This is a genomic window from Erythrobacter sp. F6033, from assembly GCF_023016005.1.
GTDB lineage: Bacteria > Pseudomonadota > Alphaproteobacteria > Sphingomonadales > Sphingomonadaceae > Erythrobacter.
On record NZ_JALKAZ010000001.1, the window covers coordinates 371,066 to 389,074 of the forward strand.

Sequence of the window (18,009 nt, forward strand, 5' to 3'; positions counted from 1 at the left end):
TCCGCGCGGTCGTGAAATATTGCAAGCGTGATCGTCAATTTGACGCATTTACAGATATAAAAATATCTTTATATCTCTCCGTATGTCTGTCGATACCATCTTCAAAGCTTTGGCCGATCCGACCCGGCTGCGCATTGCGCGGCTACTCGGGACGATGGAGCTTGCGGTGGGTGAACTGGCTCAGGCGCTTGGGCAAAGTCAGCCCCGCGTGTCGCGCCATGTCGGCATCCTCTGCGATGCGGGGTTAGCCGAGAGGCGTCGTGAAGGCAGCTGGGTGTTTCTGCGCTCGACTGCCGGAGCCGACAATGCCGATCCTGTCGTGGTTGCTCTGGAGCAATTGCTGGCCATCGCCGAACGCGAAAATGGCGAATTTGCGAAAGTGTGCGAAAGCGACCGGCGTAAACTTGCGGCGATCCGTGATGCGCGTGAGGAAAGCGCAGAGACCTATTTCGCGCTTCACGCAGGCGACTGGGACGATCTGCGCGCTCTGCATAGCCCCGATGCGCAAGTGGAGCAGCGGCTTTCTGACGCGCTCGGCGAAGACGCGCTCGGCGCGGTTCTGGATATCGGTACAGGCACAGGCCGCATGGCTGAATTTTTCGCCAGCAAGGCTGAGCGTATTGTCGCATTCGACAAAAACCTTGAGATGCTGCGCGTTGCCCGCGCCAAGCTTCAGCATTTGCCCGCTGCGCAGATTGAGCTGGTGCAAGGCGACTTTTCCGAATTGCCGTTTGCCGATGCGAGCTTCGACACCGTACTGCTCCATCAGGTGCTTCATTTTGCACAAGACCCCGCGCTTCCTCTGGCTGAGGCTGCGCGTGTCACGCGGGTTGGAGGCAAGATCGCTATCGTCGATTTCGCCAGCCATGACCGCGAAGAGCTGCGCACCCGCCATCAACATGCCCGTCTTGGCTTTTCGGATCGCCAAATGCGCGAATTGATCCGCAGCGCAGGTTTCAGCGCTAGCGAACCGATCGCGCTCGATGGCGGGGAACTTGTTGTAAAAATCTGGATTGGGAAAAGGCGCGATGTGCCTGCCCAACAAAGCCAAACCGCTTCCTCTCTTAAAGAGCACTCCCAATGACCCCCACTCTCGATCAATTGCACGAAGCGCGCACCGCTGTGGATACGCCGCTATTTTCCGGCCTGCCGGGGGATGTCGATGTCAGTTTCGAATTCTTCCCGCCGAAAACGGAGAAGATGGAAGAGCAATTGTGGGATGCTGTTCAGCAATTGAAGCCGCTCGCGCCAAGCTTTGTCTCGGTCACTTACGGCGCCGGTGGATCGACCCGTGAACGCACGCATGCCACGGTTGCGCGGATCATTTCCGAGGCGAATATGCCCGCTGCAGCACACCTGACCTGTGTCGGCGCGTCCAAAGCGGAAATTCGCGAGGTTGCCGAACAATATTGGGAAGCGGGTGTGCGCCATATCGTCGCTCTGCGCGGCGATGCGGGAGAGCCGGGCGCTCCGTTCACGCCCCATCCGGAGGGTTTTGCGACTGCAGCCGATCTGGTCGCAGGTCTCAAGGAAATTGCCGATTTCGATATCTCGGTCGCGGCCTATCCCGAAACGCACCCTGACGCGGATTGCCCGCAAGCTGATATCGACAATCTGAAGCGCAAGCTGGATGCAGGTGCGAGCCGAGCGATCAGCCAGTTCTTCTTCTCCGCTGACAAATTCTTCGCCTTCCGCGATCAACTCGCCGCTAGTGGGATCGAACAACCTGTGCTTCCCGGGATTCTGCCGGTCACCAATGTGGCACAGGCGCGCAAATTCGCTGGCGCGTGCGGGGCGGAAATTCCGGAATGGATGGACGGTTTGTTTGAGGGACTGGATGCCAAGCCTGCTGCGCGCAAACTTGTCGCAGCCACTGTCGCTGCTGAGCTCTGTCGCCGGCTATATGCAGGCGGCGTGCGTGACTTCCATTTCTACACGCTCAACCGGCCGGAGCTCGCCTATGCGATCTGCCACATGCTCGGGAAGCGCCCTGTTGGAGGCATCGCATGAGTGCCCGCGAACAGTTGCAAGCGGCCGCCGCCGAACGCGTGCTTATCTTTGACGGCGCCTTCGGCACGCAAATCCAAGAGCGCAAGCTGACTGAAGAGGATTATGCGGGCGATCTGGGTCTGAAAGCTGACCAGAAGGGCAACAACGATATCCTCGCTCTGACGCGCCCCGATGTCATTCGCGACATCACCCGCGCTTACCTGAATGCCGGTTCTGACATTGTCGCGACCAACACTTTCAGCGCTAACCGGATCAGTCAGGCGGATTACGCCGCCGAGGATCGGGTCGCAGCGATCAATATCGAGTCTGGCAAAATCGCGCGTGCTCTCGCGGATGAATTTGCGGCGAAGGACGGCAAGCCCCGCTTCGTCGCTGGGGCAATCGGACCGACCAATAAGACATTATCGCTCAGCCCGGATGTCGAAGACCCTGGCTTTCGCGAGATTGATTTTGACGAGCTGACCGCCGTCTACAAGGATCAGGCGGCGGCTTTGATCGAAGGTGGCTGTGATTTCATCCTGATCGAGACAGTGTTCGATACGCTCAATGCCAAAGCGGGCATTATGGCGGTGAAACAGCTTGAGGCAGAGCTTGGCCGCGATGTGCCAGTGATGATTTCGATGACGCTAACAGACCTGTCGGGACGTAATCTGTCCGGCCACACGGTCGAGGCGTTCTGGTACGCTGTACGTCATGCCAACCCTGTGACTATCGGACTGAATTGCAGTTTCGGTGCGGATCAATTGCGCCCGCATATCCAATCACTGTCTGGTATCGCCGATACGCTGCTGATGGCGTATCCCAATGCGGGCCTGCCCAATGAACTGGGCGAATATGACGAGATGCCGGAAACAACCGCTGCGCTGGTTAAGCTGTGGGCCGAAAACGGTCAGGCGAACATCTTGGGCGGATGCTGCGGCTCTTCGCCCGCACATATCAAGGCGATTGCCGATGCGGTTGAAGGACTGCTGCCCCGCGTTGTCCCAGGTCATGATCCGGCGATGCGACTGGCGGGCCTAGAGCCATTTGTGGTGGCGGCCTGATGAACCAGCAATCCTCTTCCGCACGTTTCATCAATATCGGTGAACGCACCAATGTCACCGGCTCTGCCCGGTTCAAAAAGCTAATCATGGCGGATGATTACACCACCGCTGTTGAGGTTGCGCGCCAGCAGGTCGAAAACGGCGCGCAGGTGATCGACGTTAACATGGACGAAGGTCTGCTCGACGCGGAGCACGCGATGACGACTTTCCTCAAACTGATCGCGGCAGAACCCGATATTGCCCGCGTTCCGGTGATGATCGACAGTTCCAAATGGGACGTGATCGAAGCGGGTCTGAAATGCGTCTCGGGCAAGCCGATCGTCAATTCGATCAGCATGAAAGAGGGCGAAGAACCGTTCTTGGAGCATGCGCGCAAATGTATGGCGTACGGCGCGGCAGTCGTCGTTATGGCGTTTGACGAGGTGGGGCAGGCCGACACCAAAGAGCGCAAAGTCGAGATTTGCAAACGCGCCTATGATCTGCTCGTCGGCGAAGGCTTCCCGCCTGAAGACATCATCTTTGATCCGAACATTTTCGCCGTTGCGACCGGTATCGAAGAGCACAATCGCTACGGCCTTGATTTCCTCGAAGCGGTGCAGGAAATCAAAGCGCAATGCCCGCACGCGAAGACGAGCGGTGGTCTTTCGAACCTGTCGTTCAGCTTCCGTGGTAATGAAACCGTTCGCCGCGCAATGCACTCCGTGTTTCTCTACCACGCCATTCCGGCCGGACTGGACATGGCGATTGTCAACGCTGGCCAGCTGGATGTGTATGACCAGATCGACCCTGCGCTGCGCGAAGCATGTGAAGATGTGATCCTCATGCGCCGCGATGATGCAACCGAGCGCCTCATCGATCTGGCAGAAAGCTATAAGGGTAAGTCTGTCGCCGATGAAAAGGCCGCCGAGGAATGGCGCGGCTGGGAAGTTCGCAAGCGGCTGGAACATGCTCTCGTCAAAGGTATCGACGCGCATATCGTCGATGATACCGAGGAAATGCGTAGCGCGACTGCCGATAATGGTGGGCGCCCGATCGAAGTGATCGAAGGCCCGCTCATGGACGGCATGAATGTCGTCGGCGACCTGTTCGGCAGTGGCAAGATGTTCCTGCCGCAGGTGGTGAAGTCCGCCCGCGTGATGAAGAAGGCGGTCGCCCATCTCATCCCGTTTATCGAAGCGGAAAAGGACCTGCTGCCGGAAGCCGAGCGTAAGGCCAAAGGCAAGGTGATCATGGCCACCGTCAAAGGCGATGTACACGACATCGGCAAGAATATCGTCGGCGTAGTTCTTCAGTGTAACGGCTACGACGTTATCGACCTTGGCGTGATGGTTCCGTGGCCCAAAATCCTCGAAGCAGCGAATGAGAACAATGCCGACATGATCGGCCTTTCCGGTCTGATTACTCCGTCGCTGGATGAAATGGTGACCGTTGCTGAAGAAATGCAGCGGTCCGAAATGACGATGCCGCTTTTGATCGGGGGGGCGACCACCAGTAAGGTTCATACTGCGCTGAAGATTGAACCGAATTACAAAGGCCCTGTGATCCACGTGCTCGATGCCAGCCGCGCGGTTGGTGTTGCATCAAAGCTGCTCTCCGACACCCAGCGCGATGATTTCGTCTTTGAAACCGCTGCCGAATACGAAAAAGTGCGTGCTGCAAGAGCAGGTAAGTCACCAAGCGTTTTGCTGTCTATCGAGGAAGCACGGGCAAACAATTACGACCCGTTCTACAGCGACAAACCTGCGCCGCCGTTGCAGCCGGGCGTGCACGTATTTGACGATTGGGACCTTTCCGATCTGCGCCAATATATCGATTGGACGCCATTCTTCCGCGCTTGGGAATTGCATGGAAACTATCCTGCGATCCTTACCGACGATGTGGTCGGCGAAACTGCCAGCCAGTTGTTCGATGATGCCAATGCGATGCTGGATCAGATCATCGGCGAGAAATGGCTGACGGCGCGCGGTGTCGCGGGCCTGTGGCCGTGCGCGCGAGACGGAGATGATGTCACCATTCACCGCGTCCGACGCGAAGAGCATGTGACGCTGCCTTTCCTGCGCCAGCAGGTGAAGAAGAGCCGCGACCGCGCCAATATGTGCCTCGCCGACTTTATCGATCCCGATGGCGACTGGATCGGCGGCTTTGCCGTGGGCATCCACGGCATTGAGCCGCATATTGCGCGCTTCCAAGAGGACAAGGACGACTATTCCGATATCCTTTTGAAGGCGCTGGCGGACCGTTTCGCCGAAGCCTTTGCGGAGCGTTTGCACTTGCACACCCGCACTGATCTTTGGGGCTATTCACCGGGCGAGCAATTGACCAATGAAGCGCTGATCAAAGAGCAATATCGGGGTATCCGCCCGGCACCCGGCTATCCGGCTTGTCCCGATCACTCGCTGAAGCCGATCCTGTTCGAATTGCTCGAAGCTGAGAAGAATGTCGGGCTTACCCTGACAGAGAGCTTTGCCATGTGGCCGACCGCCGCAGTCTCGGGCTTTTACTTCGGGCATCCGGAATCGGAATATTTCGGTGTTGCACGCGTCGGGCGCGATCAGTTGGAAGAATATGCCGAGCGACGCGGCGTTGATCTCGCAACTGCAGAGCGCTGGCTACGGCCGAACCTCGACTAGTCGCACCGTAAGCAGGAATCTGACGGCTTTGAGTACGAATATTTCACGCTTTCCCCGAACTTTTGCGAGTCGACCAATCCTGTGATTGACGCGGGCCTTCGCATCCGCAAAACGGGTCGCGCCTGCCGGAAGTGATTCCGGCGTCTTTCGCGGGAGAGACTGTTCCGAGCAATCGGGCGCGGCGCCGAAGGAGCAACCGCCCCGGAAACTCTCAGGCAAACGGACCGCGCGAGGCATAGGCACTCTGGAAAGCGTGATTGCAGCCAGCTGTAATCGCCACCGAAGGGGAAGGTCAGGCGGCGTATTCCGCCCGGCTGAAGCTCTCAGGTTTCCCGACAGAGGGGGCAGGAACAGCGCGCCGTTCGGCGCATTGGATTCTTGTTCGGGGAGCAGTGATTTGAGCGAAGATGTACCAGACGAAGAAATGCCAGTGGGCAAGCTGCCGCTTGATGCATGGCATCGCGAGCAAGGTGCGCGGATGGTCCCGTTCGCGGGCTATGAAATGCCGATCCAATATACCGGTGAGGGCGGCGGCATCGTTGCAGAGCACGAATGGACCCGCACAAATGCCGGGCTGTTTGATGTCAGCCATATGGGCCAGGTTCTGCTTTCTGGTGATGGCCTCGACGAAGCGGTCGAGGCGATCTTGCCGATCGACCTGTCCACGTTGAAGCTGGGTCGGCAGCGTTACTCACTGCTGCTCAATGAAGAAGGCGGCGTGCTTGATGATCTGATGGTCTCTCGCTGGCCGGACAACCTCTATCTAGTGGTTAATGGCGCGACCAAATCTGACGATATTGGCTATTTGCGGGAGCATTTGCCCGATGAGATCACGCTAAATTACTTAGACGATCACGCGTTGTTGGCTCTCCAGGGGCCAAAGGCTGTGGATGCGCTGGAACGTCATGCGACGGGCGAATACTCGCTGGCCGATCTTACTTTTATGCGCTTTGGCAAGTTTTCGATTGCAGGCCATAATGCAACGATTGCACGGGCGGGTTACACTGGTGAGGACGGGTTTGAAATCTCGATCCCTGCTGCCGCAGCAGAGGAAATTGCAAGTCTGCTAGTGAACGAGCCAGAAGTTCAGCCGATTGGTCTGGGTGCGCGTGACAGCCTGCGTCTCGAGGCAGGTTTGCCCTTGTATGGGCACGATCTCTCGCCTGAAATCAGCCCTATTGAGGCTGGCCTGATCTTTGGCATCAACAAACGTCGCCGCACCGAAGGCGGGTTTTTGGGTGCAGACCGTATTCTGCGTGAAATTGCTGAAGCACCGGATCGCGCCCGAGTAGGGTTGACGCTGGAAGGCCGGATGCCCGCGCGCGAAGGAGCAGAGGTCTATTCCGGCGATACCAAAGTGGGTGTGGTAACGAGCGGCGGGTTCTCACCGACGCTCGGCGTGCCGATTGCGATGGCTTACGTCGACAGATCCTATGCCGCCGATGGTACCGAGTTGACTTGCGAGGTGCGTAAGAAGCGCCTGCCTGCGACCGTTTCACCCATGCCTTTTGTACCGAACCGTTATTACCGAGGGAGCTGATTTCTATGCCGCGTTATTTCACTGATGAACACGAATGGATCGACGTTGAAGGCGAGACCGCCACCGTCGGTATTACCGATTACGCTCAGGAACAGTTGGGCGATATCGTATTTGTCGAATTGCCCGATGTAGGTGCGATGCTGGACAAAGGCGGCGATGCGGCGGTGGTTGAAAGTGTCAAAGCGGCAAGCGATGTCTACGCGCCGATTACGGGCGAAGTGACTGAAGGGAATTCTGCGCTCGAAGACGAACCTGCTCTCGTGAACACTTCACCTGAAGAAGAAGGCTGGTTCTTCCGCATGACCATCGGCGACAGCGATGAGCTCGAAGGTCTGATGGACGACAAGGCGTACAAAGCCTTCATCGATAATCTGTAACTTTCGATCATCCCGGCGACCTTGCCGACCGTAGCTGTTGAACTGCGGATTGCCCGTTAGGCGAAAAAGCGGGCTCAGGAGACAATTCCAATGCGTTACCTACCACTTACTGATACCGACCGCGGCGAAATGCTGGCGAAAATCGGTGCTAACAGCATCGATGATCTGTTCGTTGATGTGCCCGAAATCGCGCGGCTGGACGGACCGATCCATGATCTGCCGATGCATGCGAGTGAGATGGCTGTTGAACGTCATATGAAACGCCTCGCGGGCAAGAATTTGTCGGCGGGTGATGCTCCGTTCTTCCTTGGGGCGGGTGCTTATCGTCACCACGTTCCGGCCAGTGTCGATACGGTGATCCAGCGCGGTGAGTTCTTGACAGCTTACACACCGTACCAGCCGGAAATCGCGCAAGGCACGCTGCAAATGCTGTTCGAATTCCAGACGCAGGTGGCAAAGCTGTATGGCTGCGCGGTGGCGAACGCCTCGCTTTACGACGGCTCGACAGCGTGCTGGGAAGCCGTGGCGATGGCGACCCGCGTGACCAAGCGCAAACGCGCGGTTCTCTCCGGCGCGCTCCACCCGCATTACGCGCAAGTCGTGAAGACCATGGCGCAGTTCACTGGTGACGAGATCGCCGACAGCGCTCCTGCGATCCAGGCTGAGCCCGACATCGACGGTTTGATTGCGCGGATCGACGATGAAACCGCCTGTGTGGTTGTGCAATATCCCGATATTCTGGGCCGGGTCAGCGACCTTTCTAAAGTCGCGGAAGCTGCACATGCAAAGGGCGCTTTGCTGGTCGCAGTGAACACCGAACCGGTGGCGCTCGGTGCGATCAAATCGCCGGGAGAACTCGGTGCGGATATCGTTGTGGGCGAGGGCCAATCAATCGGCGTTGGTCTGCAATTTGGCGGTCCGTATCTCGGCCTGTTTGCCGTGCGCAATCCGAAACATGTCCGGCAGATGCCGGGCCGTCTCTGCGGTGAAACCACCGATGCAGAGGGCAAGCGCGGTTACGTGCTGACGCTTTCCACCCGCGAACAACATATTCGCCGCGAAAAGGCGACGTCCAATATCTGCACAAACTCCGGCCTCTGTGCGCTCGCGTTCAGCGTCCACATGACATTACTGGGTGAGCGGGGCATGCGCGAGCTCGCAGCCGAAAATCACCGCCTCGCTTGCTTTGCGGCTGACCGTCTCGACAAAGTGCCGGGCGTAAAGGTGCTCAACAACGCATTCTTCAACGAATTCATTCTGATGCTCGATGGCAAGCCAGCGCGCGAGATTGTGCGCGAAATGGCGGATCGCGGCGTGCTTGGCGGAGTGTCGCTCGGGCGGCTCTATCCCGGCGTAAAGGCGCTTGATCATGCATTGCTGGTCGCCGTGACAGAGATGACCACCGAAGAGGATATCGAGACGCTTGCCACCGAGTTGGAAGCGCTTGTGAAGGAGCCAGCCCAATGAACGCACCCAACAAATCCGGTTGGAAACCGCAGATGGCAGCGGCCGAAGACGGCCTGCATAACGGCCCTCAAACCACAACGGGCAACCGGGCCTTGATGCTCGAAGAGCCGCTGATCTTCGAGATCGGCACATCCGAAACTACCGGTGTCGACCTGCCAGCGGTGGATGCCAATGCGCCGACCCGCCTGGGCGGCTTGGAGCGTGACGATGCGATTGGTCTGGTCGGCCTGACCGAGCCGGAAACGGTGCGCCACTACACCCGTCTCAGCCGCCAGAATTACGGCATCGACCTTGGTTTCTTCCCACTCGGATCTTGCACGATGAAGCACAATCCGCGCCTCAACGAGAAGATGGCGCGGCTTCCCGGCTTTGCCGATGTTCACCCACTGCAGCCGGTTTCAACGGTAAGCGGCGCGCTCGAATTGATGAACGAGCTTGCGCATTGGTTGATCAAACTGACCGGAATGCACAGTGTCGCGATGAGCCCGAAAGCGGGCGCGCATGGCGAGTTGTGCGGAATTCTCTGTATCCGGGCTGCACTCGAAGCGCGCGGCGATGCCCGCAAGGTCGTTTTGGTTCCGGAAAGTGCGCACGGCACCAATCCGGCAACTGCGGCCTTTGCGGGCTATGCGGTAGACAACATCCCCGCCACATCGGAAGGCCGCGTTGATGTCGAGGCGTTGAAGGCGCGCCTAGGACCGGATGTTGCGGCGGTGATGATCACCAATCCCAACACATGCGGATTGTTCGAGAAGGACTTCCGCGAGATTGCGGATGCAGTCCATGAAGCGGGCGGTTTTGTCTATTGTGACGGTGCAAACTTCAACGCGATTGTCGGTAAGGTTCGCCCGGGTGATCTTGGCGTCGATGCGATGCACATCAACTTGCATAAGACCTTCTCCACCCCGCATGGCGGCGGCGGCCCGGGTTCCGGCCCGGTCGTACTTTCGGAAGCGCTCGCGCCTTACATGCCGCTGCCTTACACAGCGCGCACGAAGGACGGCGTGGTCCACCTGATTGAAGAAGAGCAGGCCGACGAGTTCGCCCGCGAACATTTCGGCGGTGAACTTGGACACTTTGGCCGGATGACAGCATTCCATGGCCAGATGGGTATGTTCACCCGCGCGCTGACATACATGCTCAGCCATGGCGCAGACGGTCTGAAACAGGTGGCCGAGGATGCGGTGCTGAACGCCAATTACATCCTACGCAGCCTCGAAGACTTGCTCCATGCGCCATTTGCGGATGCCGGCCCTTGCATGCACGAAGCTCTGTTTGGCGACAAAGACTTCGGCAATGATCTGTCGACACTCGATCTGGCCAAAGCGCTGATCGATGAGGGCTATCACCCGATGACGGTATATTTCCCGCTGGTGGTTCACGGCGCGATGCTGGTTGAGCCGACCGAAACCGAGAGCAAGGCTTCGATTGATCAGTTCATCACCGCTTTCCGTTCAGTGGCGCAGCGCGCATTGGATGGAGACGAAACTATGAAGCAGGCACCATACTACGCTCCGCGGCGCCGTCTCGATGAGACCGCCGCTGCACGTAAGCCAAAGCTGGCATGGGAAGCGCCGGAAGGGTGATCGTCACCCTGTGAAGATTGTCTTCAGCCGTAAGGGTTTTGATAGCAGCGCAGGCGGTGGGCCGTCGCCTATTGTTGATGGCCGCCCGCTCAGTCTGCCTATTCCAGCTGGCACGGCTTCGCGCACGACCTATGGCGGTCTCGGGCTTGGGGATCACGCGTCGCTTGCGAGCAAAGGAAAGCTGGGCGCGGATGATCTGTGCCATCACGATCCGATGTTCTGCGATGATGGAACATGCGTCTTTGGACAGCACAGCGCGGCGCAAACGCATCTCGAACGGCAGGGTGTCGGGCTAGGCGATGTGTTCGTGTTCTTTGGCCTCTTTGCCGAAGAGGAGACGCGCGAGCCGCACCATCGCATCTTTGGCTATTTGCGCGTGGAAGAGATGATCGCTCTTAAGGGCGGCGCCCCGGTTGATCTGGTCGACATTGCGCATCCTCATGCGCTGGAGATGCACAGTTCCAATGACGTGATCTGGCGTGGGGAAGGACGCACTGCGAATCGCGCGAGCGATGCTTTGCGGCTCACTGTCCCCAAAGGCCCGCCAAGCCTGTGGCAGCGGCCCGACTGGCTCAGACGCGGCGGCCTATCCTACCACGACCGCCCGGATCGCTGGATGCGTGGCAGCAGGCTCCGCAGTGTGGCGCGCGGACAGGAATTTGTGGCCGATATCGGCAGGCGCACGGCTCCGCGGGAATGGCTCGAACAGATTATCGCAGAGATCAATAGGTCTTGATGATGGCGGAAAAATCGAGGTCTTCGTTACCCGCCCCCAAAAAGTCCTCGTAAAGCGCTGCGGCGCGGGCACCCAGCGGCACTGCGGCATCTGCGGTTTCAGCCGCTTCCATCGCAAGCCGCAAATCCTTCACCATCAATGGTGTAGCAAAGCCGCCAGCGTAGTTATTGTCCGCCGGACTTTCGACACCGACACCCGGCAAAGGGGTGTAAGCGTTTAGCGACCAATTGTAGCCAGAACTTTGCGAGCTGATTTCATAGAATTTCTGCGGATCCAGACCCAGCTTCTCCGCCATTTTTATCGCCTCAGCAGTGCCGATCATCGTTATGGCGAGCAGCATGTTGTTGCAGATCTTGGCCGTTTGACCTGCGCCTGCATCGCCTGCGTGAATTACAGCCTTGCCCATCGCTTCGAGAATGGGTTTGGCGCGAGCAAATGCGCTGTCGCTACCGCCGACCATGAAAGTGAGCGTTCCGCCATTGGCCGCCGCGATCCCGCCCGAAACGGGCGCATCGACCATGTCATAGCTTGCCTCTGTCGCAGCGGTGATGACTTCGCGCGCGGTCGCAACATCGATGGTGGAGCAGTCAAGGAGCACTGAACCCTCAGGCGCGGTTTCGATCACGGAATCGGAATAGACCCCTTTCACAATCGCGCCATTGGGCAGCATCGAGACGACCGCTTCTACGCCTGAGACAGCGTCTTCAATTGAGCCAAAGACAGCGCAGCCTGCGCTTTTCGCCGCATTCAGCGCGTCCTGACTAAGGTCAAACGCGCGCACATCATGGCCTGCTTTCACAAGGTTCGCAGCCATTCCGCCGCCCATATTGCCCAGTCCGATAAATGCGATTTTCATGCTTTTCTCTCTCCCGATGGAAGGCCTTAGCGGCCCTTCCATTGCCCTTCGCGTTTCTCGATAAAGGCGGCCATGCCTTCCGCTTTGTCTTCACTCGCGGTGAGGATCTGGAAGATGCGGCGCTCCATAATGAGACCCTGATCCAGCGTCATTTCAAACGCGGCATTGACCATTTCCTTGTTCGCGATAGCCGCCATTGGCGGCATCGCGGCAATGGTGCCAGCGGTCTTGAGCGCATCGGCGAGCAAGTCGGCTTGCGGCACGACGCGAACGACCAGATTGGCGCGCTCCGCTTCGTCCGCGCTCATCATCCGGCCTGTCAGGCACATTTCCATCGACTTGGACTTGCCAATCGCGCGGGTCAGGCGCTGCGAACCGCCCATACCGGGGGCCACGCCCAGCTTGATTTCTGGCTGACCGAACTTCGCGTTGTCCGCCGCGATGATAAAGTCGGCCATCATCGCAAGCTCGCACCCGCCGCCCAGCGCAAAGCCATTGACCGCTGCGATCCACGGCTTGCGGGTTTTCTTCACGATTTCGGAAGTCCACGGCGAAAAGAAATCGTCGAGATAGAAATCAGCGGCGGCTTTCTCGCTCATCTCTTTGATGTCAGCGCCCGCAGCGAAGGCTTTCTCGCCCGATCCCGTCAACACGGCACAAAGCTGGCTGTCATCGGCCTGATAAGCGGCGAAGGCTTCGATCAATTCGGCCAGAACGACCGAATTCAGCGCATTGAGCGCCTTTGGCCGGTTAAGCGTCATCAAAGTGACGCCTTTGGTCCCCTGCGCATCGGTCTCGACGGTGATCGTTTCAAAGCTCATAGTGGTTTCCATTCTTCGTCTGCAGGCAGCGGGGCAAAGATACTGTCGATCAGAGCGTCGCTTACATCTTGCGGGGTTGCCGGATCCCATTTCGGATCATTGGTTTTGTCGGTGATCACGGCGCGCACGCCCTCTGAGAAATCGGGGCGGGTCAACACGCGCGATGCGATGCGGTATTCCATCACCATATTGTCGGCAAAAGTTGGCAGGTCGAGGCTGGTCGCCAACTGGCGGAGCGCCACCTTGCAAGTCTGCGGGCTTTTCGTGCCGAGCGTATCGCGCTCTTTTTCAGCCCATGTATCGCCTTCGGCAATGGCAGCTTCAAGGCTAGCCAGAATGTCCTCGTATGTATCGGATGCGAAATGCTTCGCGATTTTGAGGGCGTTCCTTTCAATTCGAGCCTCAGGCGGAGTGCCGACCGGTTCTGAAAGAATCCCCGCGATACGGCTGGGGCGTTCGATAATTCGCGCCTTCAAGTCTTCGAGCATGTCGCTGGGCACATAGTGCGTTGCCAGACCAGTCCAATGCGCCTCTGCACCATCGAGCCGCGCGCCAGTCAGCGCGAGGAATTGGCCAAGGCGACCGCCGAGCCGCGAAAGATACCAGCCGCCGCCAACATCGGGGAACAGGCCGATGCCAGTTTCCGGCATAGCAAACCGGGTATTTTCGGTTGCGACGCGGAATTTGGCGGGCTGGGAAATGCCTACGCCGCCGCCCATCGTGATCCCGTCCATAAAGGCGACCACAGGTTTGGTGTAGGTGAACAGCTGATGGTTGAGCTGATATTCGTCATGGAAGAATTTGCGGCCCGAAACGCCGCCATCGTTCAGCGCGGAATCCCGCAGAAAAGCGATGTCGCCGCCCGCGCAGAAACCACGCGAACCTTCAACATGATCGATAATGACGGCTTCGATCGCGTCATCATTCGCCCACTCGCTGAGCGCTGCGCTCATTGCATGGCACATCTCCAGCGTGAGAGCATGAAGCGCCTTTGGACGATTAAGCGAAATACGCCCAACCGGGCCGTCAATGCGTGTAATTACGTCTTGGGTCATGAAACCCCTTTCTAATGTCCGCGCCGATTACTGGCGCAGCAAATCCCGGCCCACGATCATGCGCATAACCTGGTTGGTGCCTTCGAGGATCGAATGCACGCGCAGATCGCGCCAGAACCGTTCGATCGGGTAATCTTTGAGATAGCCGTAGCCGCCGAACAGCTGGAGCGCATCATTGACGACCTTGCTGCCATTGTCAGTCGCAAGCCGTTTCGCCATCGCGGAAAAGCGCGATTTGTCTGGCGCATTGTCGGTGACTTTGGCGGCAGCAAGATAAAGCAGCGCGCGCGCGCTTTCTAGATCGGTCGCCATGTCCGCGAGCATAAACTGCGTGTTCTGAAAATCGGCGATCGGCGTGTCGAACTGCTTGCGATCCTTGGTGTAGGCAATCGCTTCGTCCAGACACCGTTGAGCCCCGCCAAGTGAGCAGGCGCCGATGTTAAGGCGTCCGCCGTCGAGCCCCATCATCGCAAAGCGGAAGCCTTCGCCTTCATCACCGACACGGTTGGTGACGGGAATGCGCGCGTCTTCAAAAATGACCTGCGCGGTAGGGGAAGCGTTCCAGCCCAATTTTTTCTCCGGCGCGCCGAAACTGACGCCGGGTGTGTCTTTGTCGATCACGAGGCAGGTGATGCCTTTTGTCTTGTGATCGCTCGTGCGGACCATGGTCACGTAAACATCGTTCACGCCGCCGCCGGAAATGAACTGTTTCGTGCCGTTCAAGACATAGTGATCGCCATTCAGAACCGCGTTAGTCTTGAGGCCCGCGGCGTCCGAACCGCTGCCCGGCTCGGTCAGGCAATAGCTCGCGATTTTCTCCATGCTGATCAGGTCGGGCAAATACCGTTCTTTCACATCCGCATTGCCGAATGTGTCGATCATCCAAGCGGCCATATTGTGGATGGAGATAAAGGCGCTGGTCGTCGGGCAGCCATAGGCCATCGCTTCCATAATCAGCGCAGCTTCAAGCCGGCCAAGCCCGATGCCGCCTGATTCCTCTGAGACGTAAATCGCGCCAAAGCCCAGCTCGGCGGTTTGCTTGATCACGTCTTTGGGGAAGATATGTTTCTCATCCCATTCTCCGGCGTGCGGAGTGATGTTGTCGGCGGTGAATCGCTGCGCCATTTCCTGGATCGCAAGCTGATCTTCGGTGAGCTGAAATTGTCCTGTCATATGCCCGCATCTACCCCGCTTCGCGGCGCGAGAAAAGGGCTGGCAGACTGCGGGATTTACTTGGCACGAAGCAGAAAGCCGCGAAAAAGTTTTCGCAAGGATGTAACCAATTTCGCTCGCTTAACGTAGCTAATGATATGAACATGCAAAAAGCGAAGCTCTTGATAGTCTATAACGCGGATGGAGGTGCGCTGAATATGCTCCTTCATGCGCTGCATAAACAGTTCGCTCCTGACACCTATCCATGTTCGCTTTGCGCCCTGACATATGGGCCGGTTTCGATGCGCGGCGAGTGGAAACAATTCCTAGACGACCTGCCGATGGACGTTGTTTTCCATCACCGCGATGATTTTGCAGCAGACTATCCGGGAGAGAGCCATGATCTGCCCGCAATCCTCATTGCCGAACCGGGCAGACGGCTGCGCACCATAGTTGGCGCACAAGAGTTCGATGCGATGGAGAGCCTGAGCGATCTGATTGTTGACGTTGAAAGCAAAGTCGAGATTGAGCGTGTTAATATGTCGTTTGTTCGGGTCTCGGTTTAGGCTTCACAAACAATTGCTTCGGCCTCGATTTCAATCTTCCATTCCGCGCGGCACAGCCAAGCAACGCCGGCCATAGTTGCGGCGGGCTTGGCCTCTCCGAAATAGCGCGCATGAACATCGCCAACCGCAGCCTGATCATCGAAATCGGTCAGCAGCATGCGGGTGCGGACGACATCTTTCGCGCTGCCGCCCAAGTCTTCGATAGCTTTCACAATCAATTCGCAGCAGCGCACAGCCTGTTCAGCTGCTCCGCCCGGCGTTGTTCTGCCATCGGGCTCAATCGGCCCTGTTCCGGCGACAACAATCCTGTTGCCATCTCTCACCGCGCGGCAGAAACCGAATTGGGCTTCAAACGGAGACCCTGAGCTTGTGCGAGAGCGCGTACTCATCCGCAGGTTATCGCTGTGATCGTCATCGTTTCATCATAGCGGACATTCACGCGGGTTTCGCTGTAATCCATCGTCCATGCCGAATTGGGCGGACCCCATCGCAGGCTTTTCGCACCGGTTTCCTCGCGGATTACCAGACCCAGCTCCTGCGTTACCTTTTCGCCGACATGATGCTGCGCAAAAGAGGCGTCGCATGTCATGCCGAGTGGGCGTTTGATGGGTTCAGCAGGGTCGACGCTCGTTTCCGGCGCCGAGTAGCTTCCGGTGCAGGCCGCCAGGCAAAGCGACATGGCGAAGGCGAGAGCTATCCTCATTCGCTTTCCCCGTCGGCCGGGCATTTTTTGCTGGGGTATTCATCGGCTTGCTTCGGCTGTTCGCCATCGGATGTGTGCAAGCGCAAATCGTCGCCTTCACCCATCAGCGAAAACCGCGTCGATTGCTCCCATGTCTCGCCTTCGCCTTCCACCGCGAGGGTGACGATCGTGTCCTCTCCATCGGCTGAAACCGCGTTCACCGTGCCAATGGACTCGTAAAACAGGATTTCGTCAGCGGAGACTTCCATCCGCAAATCGCTTTCGAGCGCGCATGTCCCGCCTTCGTAATCCCAGACGCCCTGAAAACGGACCGGGATGATCGCGGCATCGGTGGTGTTGGCTTCATCGGTTTCCGGGATCGGGCCTGCGCCGTCACCGATACCGCCATCCGGTTCGACCGGTATGGGTGTTTCAATCGGGGTAGGCTCGGCTGGATCAGGGGCGGCGCCGCAAGCGGACACCGCCGCTGCCAGCACTAAACAGACCGTGTTACGCATTGTCATTCCTTTGGCTCTTCCGCATCGACCAACACGCGCTCGCGAAACAGCTCGCCCGCAACGCGTGTATCATTTCGCTCGTACCAGCGTGGGGCGGGCATTCCGCGTTCCCAAGCTATCATCTCTATAATCGTGCCCTGTGAATACGGCACATCGGGCATCTCATTTGCGATGGGATCAGCATAGGCCTCGTCCGCGGTGATGATCTCCCAGCCAGCGACTTGCAGCGCAGCGATAAGATCGGGCAAAGCAAGGACAGTCAGATCGCTTTCGTGCAGCAACATCACATGCGCTGGCGAGCGTCCGAGGGTTTCTCTTGCGATCCGGTCATAAGCAGCAGCTGCACCGACATGGCTTTCAACGAATAGCGCCTTAAGCGCATCCATATTGACCGTCTTACCAGCACGCACCGCCCTGCCGAACTCGGCGTCGTAGAACCAGTCGGAGGCATCGACAGTTACATAGCCATTGCGCAACCCCATCTCATCTAGGGTACCGCGTATGGCATCGCGTTTCACCTTGTCTTTGCCGCCTTCATCCAGAAACGGAAATCGGAACCAAGGACGATTGCCTTTGCGCCCGTCAAGCCAGTCTGCCGCAGCGCGAATATTGTTGATGTAGATTTGCGTATCAGTGTCGCGCAGCTGCGGGTGCGAGAATGTGTGATTGGCAATCACATGACCCGCAGCGACATAGGCAGCAATGCGAGCCTTGCCGCCCGGCTTTTCCGCGAGCTTGCCCGGGTTGATGAAAAACGCCGCCTGTTTGACGCCGCCCCCATGCAAAGCTGCGATCAGGCGGATCGATCGCTCGTCATCGGAATAGAGTGCGCCTTCAAATCGCGGCGTATCGTCAAAGCTTAGCGCGATACGCTTGACCGGTGTTCCTTCAGCGGCTTCCTCCGCAGCCAATGCCCCCGGTAACAAGGCCGCAAAAAGCATCAGCATCGAGCGCAGAAAAGGCAAATCAA

The 18,009-nt window shown here is 58.1% G+C and carries 18 protein-coding genes and 1 riboswitch; of the genes, 10 read left to right on the top strand and 8 right to left on the bottom strand.

Annotated elements, in window-relative coordinates; translation table 11 throughout:
* The first annotated feature begins 82 nt into the window (after positions 1-82).
* From MWU39_RS01800 to MWU39_RS01840, 9 genes are all read left to right on the top strand, one after another.
* Entirely contained in the window at positions 83-1,084 is a 1,002-nt protein-coding gene (locus tag MWU39_RS01800; protein WP_247158263.1) for a metalloregulator ArsR/SmtB family transcription factor, read from the top strand.
* Positions 1,081-2,010, top strand: coding sequence for a methylenetetrahydrofolate reductase [NAD(P)H] (metF, locus tag MWU39_RS01805; RefSeq protein WP_247158264.1), 930 nt, complete (start codon positions 1,081-1,083; stop codon positions 2,008-2,010). Before MWU39_RS01800 ends, metF begins: the two co-directional genes overlap by 4 nt.
* Entirely contained in the window at positions 2,007-3,053 is a 1,047-nt protein-coding gene (locus MWU39_RS01810; protein WP_247158265.1) for a homocysteine S-methyltransferase family protein, read from the top strand. Before metF ends, MWU39_RS01810 begins: the two co-directional genes overlap by 4 nt.
* Positions 3,053-5,683 carry a methionine synthase gene (metH, locus tag MWU39_RS01815; protein ID WP_247158266.1) on the top strand — a complete coding sequence of 877 codons (2,631 nt, stop codon included), beginning with the start codon at positions 3,053-3,055 and terminating at the stop codon, positions 5,681-5,683. The genes MWU39_RS01810 and metH overlap by 1 nt, the downstream gene beginning before the upstream one ends.
* A gap of 140 nt (positions 5,684-5,823) precedes the next feature.
* Positions 5,824-5,920: riboswitch (glycine riboswitch) on the top strand.
* A gap of 187 nt (positions 5,921-6,107) precedes the next feature.
* Entirely contained in the window at positions 6,108-7,223 is a 1,116-nt protein-coding gene (gene gcvT / locus MWU39_RS01820; RefSeq protein WP_247160282.1) for a glycine cleavage system aminomethyltransferase GcvT, read from the top strand.
* 5 nt (positions 7,224-7,228) lie between these two features.
* On the top strand, positions 7,229-7,600 hold the full coding sequence (gcvH, locus tag MWU39_RS01825) for a glycine cleavage system protein GcvH (RefSeq protein WP_247158267.1): 372 nt from the start codon (positions 7,229-7,231) through the stop codon (positions 7,598-7,600).
* Positions 7,601-7,690: 90 nt separating this feature from the next.
* Positions 7,691-9,067: an aminomethyl-transferring glycine dehydrogenase subunit GcvPA gene (gene gcvPA, locus MWU39_RS01830; protein WP_247158268.1), complete on the top strand. Its 1,377-nt coding sequence runs from the start codon at positions 7,691-7,693 to the stop codon at positions 9,065-9,067.
* Positions 9,064-10,653: an aminomethyl-transferring glycine dehydrogenase subunit GcvPB gene (gene gcvPB, locus MWU39_RS01835; RefSeq protein WP_247158269.1), complete on the top strand. Its 1,590-nt coding sequence runs from the start codon at positions 9,064-9,066 to the stop codon at positions 10,651-10,653. Before gcvPA ends, gcvPB begins: the two co-directional genes overlap by 4 nt.
* 10 nt (positions 10,654-10,663) lie before the next feature.
* Complete coding sequence (locus MWU39_RS01840; protein WP_247158270.1) at positions 10,664-11,389, top strand: hypothetical protein; 726 nt, start codon at positions 10,664-10,666, stop codon at positions 11,387-11,389.
* Here MWU39_RS01840 and mmsB read toward each other — a convergent pair.
* Genes mmsB through MWU39_RS01860 form a run of 4 tightly spaced genes read right to left on the bottom strand, consistent with a single transcriptional unit; the run spans position 11,376 to position 15,294 of the window.
* Positions 11,376-12,245, bottom strand: a complete 870-nt coding sequence (mmsB, locus tag MWU39_RS01845; protein ID WP_247158271.1) for a 3-hydroxyisobutyrate dehydrogenase — start codon at positions 12,243-12,245, stop codon at positions 11,376-11,378. The genes MWU39_RS01840 and mmsB overlap by 14 nt on opposite strands.
* Positions 12,246-12,271: 26 nt before the next feature.
* Positions 12,272-13,066 carry an enoyl-CoA hydratase-related protein gene (locus MWU39_RS01850; protein ID WP_247158272.1) on the bottom strand — a complete coding sequence of 265 codons (795 nt, stop codon included), beginning with the start codon at positions 13,064-13,066 and terminating at the stop codon, positions 12,272-12,274.
* Positions 13,063-14,121 (bottom strand): enoyl-CoA hydratase/isomerase family protein, encoded by a 1,059-nt coding sequence (locus MWU39_RS01855; RefSeq protein WP_247158273.1) that lies wholly within the window; start codon positions 14,119-14,121, stop codon positions 13,063-13,065. Before MWU39_RS01855 ends, MWU39_RS01850 begins: the two co-directional genes overlap by 4 nt.
* 27 nt (positions 14,122-14,148) lie before the next feature.
* Positions 14,149-15,294 (bottom strand): acyl-CoA dehydrogenase family protein, encoded by a 1,146-nt coding sequence (locus MWU39_RS01860; RefSeq protein WP_247158274.1) that lies wholly within the window; start codon positions 15,292-15,294, stop codon positions 14,149-14,151.
* Between the two features lie 137 nt (positions 15,295-15,431).
* On the opposite strand from MWU39_RS01860, the gene MWU39_RS01865 reads away from it, so the two are divergent.
* Positions 15,432-15,839, top strand: a complete 408-nt coding sequence (locus tag MWU39_RS01865) for a hypothetical protein (RefSeq protein ID WP_247158275.1) — start codon at positions 15,432-15,434, stop codon at positions 15,837-15,839.
* Here MWU39_RS01865 and MWU39_RS01870 read toward each other — a convergent pair.
* The 4 genes from MWU39_RS01870 to MWU39_RS01885 are packed head-to-tail and all read right to left on the bottom strand — an operon-like array spanning position 15,836 to position 18,004.
* Positions 15,836-16,228: a RidA family protein gene (locus tag MWU39_RS01870; RefSeq protein ID WP_247158276.1), complete on the bottom strand. Its 393-nt coding sequence runs from the start codon at positions 16,226-16,228 to the stop codon at positions 15,836-15,838. The two genes, MWU39_RS01865 and MWU39_RS01870, sit on opposite strands and share 4 nt — an antisense overlap.
* On the bottom strand, positions 16,225-16,542 hold the full coding sequence (locus tag MWU39_RS01875; protein WP_247158277.1) for an I78 family peptidase inhibitor: 318 nt from the start codon (positions 16,540-16,542) through the stop codon (positions 16,225-16,227). Before MWU39_RS01875 ends, MWU39_RS01870 begins: the two co-directional genes overlap by 4 nt.
* Complete coding sequence (locus MWU39_RS01880; RefSeq protein WP_247158278.1) at positions 16,539-17,039, bottom strand: hypothetical protein; 501 nt, start codon at positions 17,037-17,039, stop codon at positions 16,539-16,541. Before MWU39_RS01880 ends, MWU39_RS01875 begins: the two co-directional genes overlap by 4 nt.
* 2 nt (positions 17,040-17,041) lie before the next feature.
* Positions 17,042-18,004, bottom strand: coding sequence for a polysaccharide deacetylase family protein (locus tag MWU39_RS01885; RefSeq protein WP_247158279.1), 963 nt, complete (start codon positions 18,002-18,004; stop codon positions 17,042-17,044).
* Positions 18,005-18,009 lie beyond the last annotated feature (5 nt).